This is a genomic window from Streptomyces sp. NPDC054847 (assembly GCF_053610925.1).
Window position 1 is genome coordinate 1 of the sequence record NZ_JBSGZJ010000245.1, and the last position, 10540, is coordinate 10540.

9 protein-coding genes are annotated in these 10540 nt (G+C 71.1%); all 9 read left to right on the top strand.

The window, feature by feature from the left end; all coding sequences use genetic code 11:
• Positions 1–228: 228 nt before the first annotated feature.
• The 9 genes from ACWGH4_RS22380 to ACWGH4_RS22420 all read left to right on the top strand — a co-directional run bounded on the left by ACWGH4_RS22380 (position 229) and on the right by ACWGH4_RS22420 (position 10460).
• On the top strand, positions 229–882 hold the full coding sequence (locus ACWGH4_RS22380) for an FCD domain-containing protein (RefSeq protein ID WP_441262089.1): 654 nt from the start codon (positions 229–231) through the stop codon (positions 880–882).
• On the top strand, positions 879–1793 hold the full coding sequence (locus ACWGH4_RS22385) for a dihydrodipicolinate synthase family protein (RefSeq protein WP_453463605.1): 915 nt from the start codon (positions 879–881) through the stop codon (positions 1791–1793). Before ACWGH4_RS22380 ends, ACWGH4_RS22385 begins: the two co-directional genes overlap by 4 nt.
• Complete coding sequence (araD, locus tag ACWGH4_RS22390; protein ID WP_453463608.1) at positions 1790–3514, top strand: L-arabinonate dehydratase; 1725 nt, start codon at positions 1790–1792, stop codon at positions 3512–3514. The genes ACWGH4_RS22385 and araD overlap by 4 nt, the downstream gene beginning before the upstream one ends.
• A gap of 123 nt (positions 3515–3637) precedes the next feature.
• Complete coding sequence (locus ACWGH4_RS22395; RefSeq protein ID WP_441262086.1) at positions 3638–4588, top strand: ABC transporter permease subunit; 951 nt, start codon at positions 3638–3640, stop codon at positions 4586–4588.
• The gene (locus ACWGH4_RS22400; protein ID WP_453463612.1) at positions 4585–5484 is read left to right on the top strand and encodes a carbohydrate ABC transporter permease; all 900 of its coding nucleotides are present in this window, start codon (positions 4585–4587) and stop codon (positions 5482–5484) included. The genes ACWGH4_RS22395 and ACWGH4_RS22400 overlap by 4 nt, the downstream gene beginning before the upstream one ends.
• Positions 5481–6671, top strand: a complete 1191-nt coding sequence (locus tag ACWGH4_RS22405; protein WP_453463615.1) for a Gfo/Idh/MocA family protein — start codon at positions 5481–5483, stop codon at positions 6669–6671. Before ACWGH4_RS22400 ends, ACWGH4_RS22405 begins: the two co-directional genes overlap by 4 nt.
• A complete protein-coding gene (locus ACWGH4_RS22410) occupies positions 6668–7507 on the top strand; it encodes a DUF6807 domain-containing protein (RefSeq protein ID WP_453463617.1) in 840 nt (279 codons plus the stop codon). Before ACWGH4_RS22405 ends, ACWGH4_RS22410 begins: the two co-directional genes overlap by 4 nt.
• Entirely contained in the window at positions 7504–9123 is a 1620-nt protein-coding gene (locus ACWGH4_RS22415; protein WP_453463620.1) for a family 43 glycosylhydrolase, read from the top strand. Before ACWGH4_RS22410 ends, ACWGH4_RS22415 begins: the two co-directional genes overlap by 4 nt.
• Positions 9120–10460, top strand: a complete 1341-nt coding sequence (locus ACWGH4_RS22420) for an ABC transporter substrate-binding protein (protein WP_453463623.1) — start codon at positions 9120–9122, stop codon at positions 10458–10460. The genes ACWGH4_RS22415 and ACWGH4_RS22420 overlap by 4 nt, the downstream gene beginning before the upstream one ends.
• Positions 10461–10540: the final 80 nt, after the last annotated feature.

Here is a 10540-nt window from a genome sequence, read left to right on the forward strand (position 1 = left end):
CGCGCGTTCAGGGGCGCGGCGGCCCACGGCCCGGGCGGCCATGGGGCGTCGTGTGCCGGAGTGTCCTCGCCGATACCGCGACCGATGCAAGCGCTTCTCCGAAACAAACCAGACTTCGCATCGAATCCTGTCCGAAGCATTGACGGCACGCCAAGTCGGCCCTACGTTCGGCGCGTTGCACTTCGTACGTCATATATGAGACGCGATACGCGAGATCTGAGAGTGCTGATGACCTTCGCTCCCACCCCGATCCCCTCCCGCACCCAGTTCGTGCTGGAGGCGATCAAGCACGCCATCCTCACCGGCGGCCTCAGCCCGGGCCAGTCCCTGGTCGAGACCGAACTGGCCGCGCGGTTCGGTGTGTCGAAGACCCCGGTGCGGGAGGCGCTCAAGACCCTGGCCGGCACGGGGCTCGTGGTGATGAGCCAGTACAAGGGCGCCACCGTCCGCATGGTCGATGCCGACATGGCGCGCGAGGTGTACGACGTGCGGCTGCTGCTCGAGCCGGAGGCGCTGCGGCGCTCCATCACCCGCAACGCCTCGCTCGAGGACGCGCGGACGGCACTCGTCAGGGCCGACGAGGCGGCCGATCAGGCCGAACGGTCCCTGGCCAACCGAGAGTTCCACCGGGCCCTGTATCTGCCCTGCGGCAATCCGCTGCTGGCCCGGATGCTCGACGAGGTCCGCGACCAGGCGGCCCTGGTCTCCACCGTGGCGTGGGCCGCCGACCCGTCCTGGCAGCGGGAGGCCGACGAGCACCGCGAGATCCTTCAGCTCGCCCTCGCCGGGGACGCCGACGCCGCGGCCCGCGCACTGCACGAGCACATCGACTCGTTCGTGCAGCGGGCGTTCCCCGAGCAGGCCGAGGAGGACCAGGCATGAGCACCGATCCCGGCTTCAGCACGCTGCGCGAGGCCCTCGCCGACGTGGTGGCCATCCCGGTCACGCCCTTCACCCCCGACGACACCGTCGACACCGTCGCGCACCGGGCGCTGGTGCGCCGGCTGCTCGACGGCGGGGTACGCACCCTCACCCCCAACGGCAACACCGGCGAGTACTACGCGCTCGACCCCGACGAGCGGCGCGCCGTCACGGAGCTGACCCTCGAGGAGTCCGCCGGCCGGGCCGCCGTCCTCGTCGGCGTCGGTCTGGACGTGCCGACCGCGGTCGCCTCCGCACGGCACGCGCGGGAGGCGGGCGCGCAGATGGTGATGGTGCATCAGCCGGTGCACCCCTATGTTTCGCAGGACGGCTGGCTCGACTACCACCGGGCGATCGCCGAGGCCGTGCCCGAGCTCGGCGTGGTCCCCTATGTACGCAGCCCGCATCTGCGCGGCGAGCGGATGGCGCGCCTCGGGGAGCTGTGCCCCAATGTCGTCGGGGTGAAGTACGCGGTGCCGGACGCGGCGCAGTTCGCGGCGTTCGCCCGCGACGCGGGCCTCGAGCGGTTCGTGTGGATCGCCGGTCTCGCGGAGCTGTACGCGCCCGCCTACTTCTCCGCCGGCGCCACCGGCTTCACCTCCGGGCTGGTCAACATCTCCCCGTCGGTCTCGCTGGAGATGCTCGCCGCGCTGCGCGCCGGTGACCACGCGGCGGCGATGAAGGTGTGGGAGCGCATCCGGCCGCTCGAGGACCTGCGTGCCGCCCACCGGTCGGCGGACAACGTCACGGTCGTCAAGGAGGCCCTCGCCGCGCTCGGACTGTGCCGCCGTGACGTGCGCCCGCCCAGCAGTCCGCTCCCGCAGAAGCGGCGTGCCGAGGTCGCCGGGCTCGTGGCCGGGTGGGGCATATGAGCCTGCGGCCGGAGCAGTTGCGCAGCCACCAGTGGTACGGGACCGACGGGCTGCGCTCGTTCTCCCACCGGGCCCGTACCCGTCAGCTCGGGTATCTGCCGGAGGAGCATCTCGGCAAGCCCGTGATCGCGGTCCTCAACACCTGGTCGGACATCAATCCGTGCCATGTGCATCTGCGTGACCGGGCCCAGGCCGTGAAGCGGGGGGTGTGGCAGGCGGGCGGGTTCCCGCTGGAGTTCCCCGTCTCCACACTGTCGGAGACGTTCCAGAAGCCGACGCCGATGCTCTACCGCAACATGCTGGCGATGGAGACGGAGGAGCTGCTGCGCTCCTACCCGGTGGACGGCGCGGTGCTGATGGGCGGCTGCGACAAGTCCACGCCCGCGCTGCTGATGGGCGCCGCGAGCGCGGACCTGCCGACGGTGTTCGTGCCCGCGGGGCCGATGCTGCCGGGCCACTGGCGCAACGAAGTCCTGGGCTCCGGCACGGACATGTGGAAGTACTGGGACGACAAGCGGGCAGGGCTCATCGGCGACTGCGAGATGAGCGAGCTGGAGAGCGGTCTCGCCCGCTCCCCCGGCACGTGCATGACGATGGGGACCGCCGCGACCCTGATGGCCGCGGCGGAGGCACTCGGGGTGACGGTCCCCGGCGCCTCGTCCGTCCCCGCGGTCGACTCCGGGCACGACCGCATGGCCGCGGCGTCCGGGATGCGGATCGTGGAGCTGGTGCGCCAGGACCTGCGGCTGTCGCGAATCCTGACCCGCGAGGCGTTCGAGGACGCGGTGACCACGGTCCTCGGTCTCGGCGGCTCCACCAACGCCGTCATCCACCTGATCGCCATGGCCGGGCGTGCGGGGGTGACACTGCGCCTGGACGACTTCGACCGGATCGCCCGTACGGTGCCGGTGCTGGCCAACGTCCGTCCGGGCGGCGGGCCTTACCTGATGGAGGACTTCCACTTCGCGGGCGGGCTGCCCGGTTTCCTGTCCCGGATCCGTGACCTGCTCCATCTGGACCGGCCCACGGTCGCCCACGCCACCCTGCGGCAGCAGCTCGAGGGCGCCCAGGTGCACAACGACGATGTGATCCGCCCCCGTGACAATCCCGTCGCGAAGGAGGGAGGGGTCGCGGTGCTGCGCGGGAACCTCTGTCCTGACGGGGCGGTCATCAAGCACATCGCCGCCGATCCGAATCTGCTGAAGCACACCGGACCGGCCGTGGTGTTCCCGGACTACCGGACGATGCAGCGCACGATCAACGATCCGTCGCTCGGCATCACCGCCGGTCATGTCCTGGTGCTTCAGGGCGCCGGCCCCAAGGGCGGTCCCGGTATGCCGGAGTACGGGATGCTGCCGATCCCGGACCATCTGCTCAAGCAGGGTGTGCGGGACATGGTCCGGATCTCCGACGCCCGCATGAGCGGCACCAGTTACGGCACGTGCGTCCTGCACATCGCGCCCGAGTCCTACGTCGGAGGGCCGCTGGCCCTGGTCCGCACCGGGGACCTGATCACCCTCGACGTCGAGGCGCGTTCCCTCCGTCTGGAGGTCACCGACGCCGAGTTGGAGCGTCGCCGCTCCGAGTGGACGCCGCCGCCCGCCCGCTACGAGCGCGGCTACGGAGCCCTTTACAGCGAGCAGGTCACCCAGGCCGACACGGGATGCGACTTCGCCTTCCTGGCCAGGCCCGGCGAAGTGCCGGATCCCTACGCGGGCTGAGCCCCGCGGCCCCCGCCCCTCTTCGCACGCCCCTTCCTCTCCTCTTCGCCCAGCCCCTTTCTTCTTCGCCCGACATCCGCACAGCGCCGGAGAAAGCGCTTACCCCAGATCGGAGATGCAGTCATGGCCCACGCTGTGGCGCAGAAATCGCCAGGGCCACCGGCCCGGCGGCCCGGAGCCCGCGGCCGCCGCACGGGAGCGGCGCCCCGCCGGCTGCCGTATCTGCTGATAGCCCCCGCCGGGCTGCTGATGCTGGGCTTCATCGCCTATCCGGTGCTCAGCGTCTTCTACTACAGCCTTCAGGAGTACAACCCGACCAAGCCCTGGCGGAACGGTTTCGCGGGCCTGTCGAACTTCACGACGATCTTCACGGACGACCCCCACTTCTGGGACACACTGACATTCAGCCTCAAGTGGGTCGTCGTCGAGGTGAGTCTCCAGCTGCTGTTCGGACTGGCGCTCGCCCTGATCGTCAACCAGACCTTCGTCGGCCGGGCCCTCGGGCGCGCACTGGTCTTCTCGCCCTGGGCGGTCTCCGGGGTGCTGACCTCCGCGATCTGGGTCCTGCTCTACAACTCCCAGACCGGCATCACCCGTTACCTCGCGGACCTGGGCATCGGCGAGTACGGCACCTCGTGGCTGTCCGACACCGCCACCGTCTTCCCGGCCGCCGTGGTCGCGGACCTGTGGCGCGGCGTTCCCTTCTTCGCCATCCTCATCCTCGCCGACCTCCAGTCCGTGCCGAAGGACCTGTACGAGGCGGCGGAGGTGGACGGCGCCAACCGGGTGCGGCAGTTCCTCCACATCACCCTGCCGCACCTGAAGGACGCGATCATCCTCTCCACGCTGCTGCGGGCGGTCTGGGAGTTCAACAACGTCGACCTGCTGTACACCCTCACCGGCGGCGGACCCGCCGGCGAGACGACCACGCTGCCGCTCTACATCGCCAACACCAGCGTCGACGCCCATGACTTCGGCTACGCCTCCGCGCTGACGACGGTGGCGTTCGTGATCCTGCTCTTCTTCTCGATGGTCTATCTGCGCCTGAGCAAGTTCGGAGGCCAGGACAAGTGATCACCACACAGGCCACACGCGGCGCGGCGCCCGTGCCCGTCGTCCCGCCCCCCGCCCGGCCGGCGCCCACGAAGCGCCGGCGCGCGTGGGACGAGGTGCCGCGGTGGCAGATCTATCTGCCGCTCGGCGTCTACCTCCTCTTCACCCTCATCCCCTTCTACTGGATCCTGCTGTTCGCGGTCCGTCCGACCGGCTCCACCTCGCTGGTGCCGTGGCCGATGACGGGCGAGCACTTCGAGAAGGTGTGGACGGAGCGCAGCTTCGCGACCTTCTTCCAGAACAGCCTCATCACCGGCGTCGCCGTCCTGGTGATGACCACGGTCGTCGCGCTGGCCGGCGGTTACGCCCTCGCCCGTTTCGACTTCCGCCTCAAGAGGGGCTTCATGCTGGCCCTGCTGTGCTCCCAGTTCGTACCGGGCGCGCTGCTGCTGGTACCGCTCTTCGAGATCTTCGCGGGCCTGCAGATGATCAATTCACTGGTCAGCGTCATCATCGCGGAGACCGTTTTCCAGCTGCCGCTGTCGATGATCCTGATCAGCGGCTTCATCAGGAACGTGCCGTACTCCCTGGAGGAGGCGGCATGGGTGGACGGCTGCAACCGCTTCAGCGCCTTCCGGATCGTGGTGCTGCCCCTGCTGCGGCCGGGTCTCGTCGCCGTCGGCTCCTTCGCGTTCGTCCACGCCTGGAACCACTTCCTGTTCGCGCTGATGTTCCTCAACAACCAGGACAAGCAGACCATCCCGGTCGGTCTCAACACCCTGATGGGCGCGGACAGCGTCGACCTCGGCGCCCTGGCCGCGGGCGGTGTGATCGCCGCCGTTCCCGTCGTCATCGTGTTCGCGTTCATCCAGAAGTGGCTGATCACGGGCTTCAGCGCCGGGGCGGTGAAGGGATGAGCACCGTGGTGGAGCCGCTGCCCGTCGTGCTGGCGGGCGCCCGGGGTCACGGCCGGCAGCACCTGACCAACATCGCCCGGCTCCAGAAGGAGGGACTGGTGCGCCTGGCCGGGGTCTGCGAGCTGCGCCCGCTGTCGCCCGACGAACTCGCCGGTCTCGACGGCTTCGACGGGTCCGCGGCGCACCTCGCGCCGGAGCAGGGGCAGGACCTGGACGCGCTCCTCGCCTCGACCGGCGCCCGGATCGTCGTGGTCTGCACACCGATCCAGACGCATACGGATCTGGCGCTGACCGCCGCCCGGCACGGTGCGCACCTGCTGCTCGAGAAGCCGCCCGCCCCCTCGTACGAGGAGTTCCGGCGGATGGCCGACGGGGTCGCCCGGGCAGGAGTGGTCTGCCAGATCGGGTTCCAGTCCCTGGGTTCGCACGCGTTGCCGGCCGTCCGCGCGCTCGTCGAGGACGGCGTGATCGGCGAGGTGCGCGGCGTGGGGGCGGCCGGGGCATGGGTGCGGGGCGAGGCGTACTTCCGGCGCTCCCCGTGGGCGGGCCGACGGCGTCTCGACGGTGTCGACGTGGTCGACGGGGTGCTGACGAATCCGCTCGCCCACGCGGTGTCGACGGCTCTGGCGCTGGAGGGCAGCACACGGACCGAGGAAGTGGCGGGCGTGGAGGCGGAGTTGTTCCGCGCCAACGACATCGAGTCCGACGACACGTCGTGCGTCCGGGTGACGACGTCACGCGGGGGCCGGGTCACCGTGGCCGCCACGCTCTGCGCCGAGGTGGCCTCCGAGCCGTACGTGGTGGTGCACGGCAGCAGCGGGCGCATCACGTTCTGGTACAAGCAGGACCGCGTGCTGGTCCAGCGGTCCGGGCACGGCCCGCACGAGACCGTTCACGGCAGGACCGATCTGCTGGAGAACCTCGTCCGGCACCTGACACGGGGGGACGCGCTGCTGGTGCCGCCTGATGTCTGCGGCGCGTTCATGCGCGTCGTCGAGGCGGTGCGCACGACCCCGGAACCGGTCCGGCTGCCGCCGGACGCCTGGCGGCAGGCCGAGGAGGGGAACGCCCCGCGCCGGGTGGTCCCGGGGATCGACGCGCTGGTCGCCGCCGGCGCCGAGTCGCTCCGCCTGTACTCGGAACTCGGCGCGCCCTGGGCCCTGTCGACGGAGGTCACCACACCATGAGCTCCACGACGCAGCTGTACTGCGCGGGCCGGCCCGTCGGCCGCTACTCGCTCCCCGCCGACCTGGACCGGCGATCCTCCCCCCGTCCCTGTCTTCATCCCGTCACCACGCTGGCCGGCGTCCCGGTGACCGAACTGGCGCCGACGGACCATCCGCACCACCTGGGCGCCGGGGTGGCCGTACCGGATGTGGAGGGCCACAACTTCTGGGGCGGACGGACCTTCGTACGGGGGCAGGGCCCCACCGAGCTCGACAACCACGGGCAGCAGCGCCACGACGGCTTCAAACTCCGCGACCCGGACGGCTTCGTGGAGGAGCTGAGCTGGGTGGCCGGCGGTCGCCGGCTGCTGCGCGAGCACCGCACGGTGGCGGTCACGCCTCTCACCGACACCGCCTGGGCGCTGGACCTCACGTTCTCCCTGACCAATGCGAGCGGTGCGGCACTGTCCGTGGGCAGTCCCGCCACCAACGGACGCGACGGCGCCGGTTACGGCGGCTTCTTCTGGCGGGCGCCGAAGGAGCCGGCGGCTCCGGCCGTGTTCACCGCGGACGCGGAGGGCGAGAGCGCGGTGCACGGTGCGCGGGCCGACTGGCTGGCCGTGGCGGGGCAGGGCTGGACGCTGGTCTTCGCCGGGGCGACCGCGCGGACCCGGGAGGACCCCTGGTTCGTCCGGGCCGGCGAGTACCCGGGCGTCGGCTCGTCGCTCGCCACGGTGGAGCGGCTGCCGCTGGGACCGGAGGAGACGCTCGTGCGCCGCGTCGTCACCGTCGTCGCCGACGGGCGCCTGGACCGGGACGGCGCCGCGGCCCTGGTCCACAAGGCGGTGACGGCATGAGGACCGGGGACCTCGGCGACGGGACGTACCGCAATCCCGTTCTCGCCGCCGACTGGTCCGACCCCGACGTGGTCCGGGTCGGCGACGACTTCTATCTCACCGCGTCCAGCTTCGGACGGGCCCCCGGGCTGCCTCTGCTGCACTCCCGGGACCTCGTCAACTGGACCCTGATCGGGCACGCGCTGGAGCGGCTGGAGCCCGCGGCCGCCTTCGCGCTGCCCCGGCAGGACAGCGGGGTGTGGGCGCCGTCGATCCGTCATCACGACGGGCGTTTCTGGATCTTCTGGGGCGACCCGGACCACGGGATCTGGCAGGTCAACTCGACGGACGTACGCCGGGGCTGGAGCCGTCCGCATCTGGTGAAGGAGGGCAAGGGGCTGATCGACCCCTGCCCGCTGTGGGACGAGGAGACCGGCGAGGCGTACCTCGTCCACGCCTGGGCCCGCTCCCGGTCGGGGATCAACAACCGGCTCACCGGCCATCGGATGCGGCCCGACGGCAGCGCGCTGCTCGACGAGGGGAAGACCGTCGTCGACGGGGACGGCATCCCGGGCTGGTTCACCCTCGAGGGCCCCAAGCTGTACCGGCACGACGGCTGGTTCTGGATCCTGGCCCCGGCCGGCGGTGTCGCGACGGGATGGCAGGGCGCGCTGCGCTCACGGGACTTCTTCGGCCCGTACGAGGAGCGTGTCGTCCTCGAACAGGGCGACACGCCCGTCAACGGGCCGCATCAGGGCGGCTGGGTACGCACCCGGTACGGCGAGGACTGGTTCCTGCACTTCCAGGACCGCGGGGCCTACGGACGCGTGGTCCACCTCCAGCCGATGCAGTGGGACGACGACGGCTGGCCCGTGCTCGGTGACGGGGGCTCGCCCGTCCTCCTCCATCCCAAACCCGACCTGCCGGAGCAGCCGCGGTCCGCCCCCGCCGCCGACGACGGCTTCCCCGGAGGGCGCTTCGGCCGCCAGTGGCAGTGGGCGGCGAACCCGGGCGAGGGCTGGGCCCCGCTGCACTCGGGCGACGGTCTGCGGCTGACGTGCTTACGCGGCGACGACGCGCACGACCTGCGCCGGCTGCCGCACGTCCTCACCCAGCGGCTGCCCGCGACCGACGCGGTCATCGAGGTCGAACTGCGCCTGGACGACGAGGAACCGGGCGCACGGGCGGGCCTCGCGGTGCTCGGCGACGCGTACGCCTGGATCGGCCTGGAGCGGGACGCCGACGGCACGGTCCAGCTGGTGCACCGCTTCGCGGAGGCGGCCGCGGCGCGCGAACGGGACGCGGCACGCCCGCGGCCCGCGCCGGAGGGCCGGGCGCTGCTGCGGATCGGGACCGGGGCAGGTGCCAGGTGCCGCTTCTCTGCCGCCGTGCCCGGAGCCGGCCAGGACGGGTTCGTGCCGTCCGGCCAGGTCTTCACCGCCACCCCCTGGCGCTGGACCGGTGCCCTCCTCGGCCTGTTCGCCACCGCGCCCGCCGCGGAGCGGACAGCGGCGGCAGGTCACACCGGCGCCGCGACGTTCACACAGTTCCGCATCACCTTTCCCAGCGCCTCCTCACGGATACGCACACCCGCACGGACACGCACACCCGTACGAGCAGAAAAGAGCCGACCATGACGATCTTCCACCGGGGACGGGGCAGAGCCGCCTCCTTCCTCGCCCTCACCACGGCGCTCCTGTTGACCGCCACCGCCTGCGGCGACGACGGCAGCGGCGGCGCCGGGGACAAGGGCGGCGAGGGGTCCGGCAAGGGCGAGATCACCTTCTGGGACAACAACGGCGGTGTCCGCACCGACGTGTGGAAGGAGATCATCGCGGAGTTCGAGAAGAAGCACCCGGACATCGACGTCAACTACGTCGGCGTCGCCTCGACGGAGGTCCAGTCGAAGTACGACACCGCCATCCAGGGCGGCGGCCTGCCGGACGTCGGCGGCGTCGGGGCGGCGATGCTGGCGGGTATCGCCGCACAGGACGCGCTGGAGCCGCTCGACGAGCGCATCGCCGCGAGTCCTCTCAAGGGCAAACTGAACGCCGGCATGGTGGAGAACGTGAAGGCCGCGGGCGGCCAGGACCGTATGTTCACCGTGCCCACGTCCGCCAGCAACGGCGTGCTGTACTACCGCACCGACCTCTTCGAGGAGGCCGGTCTGGAACCGCCCACCACCTGGGCGAAGTTCTTCACGGCGGCGGACAGGCTCACGGCGAAGGACAAGAACCGCTTCGGCTACACCATCCGCGGCGGCGCCGGGTCCATCGCCCAGGCGCTCGACGCGATGTACGGCCAGAGCGGCATCGACACCTTCTGGCAGGGCGACAGGACCACGGTCAACGCCCCCGAGAACGTGGCGGCGCTGGAGAAGTACGCGGCACTGTTCAAGAAGAACACCCCTGCCGCGGACGTGAACAACGACTTCACCAAGATGGTCGCCCAGTGGGACAGCGGCGAGATCGGCATGCTGAACCACAACCTGGGCTCCTACAAGGACCATGTGAAGGCGCTCGGCACGGAGAAGTTCCGTGGCATCCCCCTGCCGACCACCGACGACGGCACACGGGTGCAGGTCTCCAACCCGGTCGACGGTCTGGGCCTGTTCAAGTCGAGCAAGAACAAGACGGCCGCCTGGAAGTTCATCGAGTTCGCCGCGTCCCACGAGTCCAACAGCCGGTGGAACGAGTCGGCCGGCGCGATCCCGGCCCACACCGACGCGGCCAAGGACGCCTGGGTGCAGAAGGCGGAGCCCACCAGGCTGGCGGCGGAGGCGCTGTCCAGCGGTTCGACGAAGATCGTGCAGTTGCCTTACTACCTGCCCGACTGGAACACCATCTCCAAGGCCGGGAACGAGCCGGCCTTCCAGAAGGTGCTGCTCGGCAAGATGTCGGCGAAGGACTTCCTCGACTCCCTGGCGGAGCAGCTCAACGAGGCCCAGGCCGAGTGGAAGCAGCAGAACGGGTGAGGCCGACCCGTCGTCAGGTGGTCGCGGCGGGGGGGCGGCGTGCCCGCGCCGCCGCGGGGGGCCCCCCCGCCCCGGGCCGG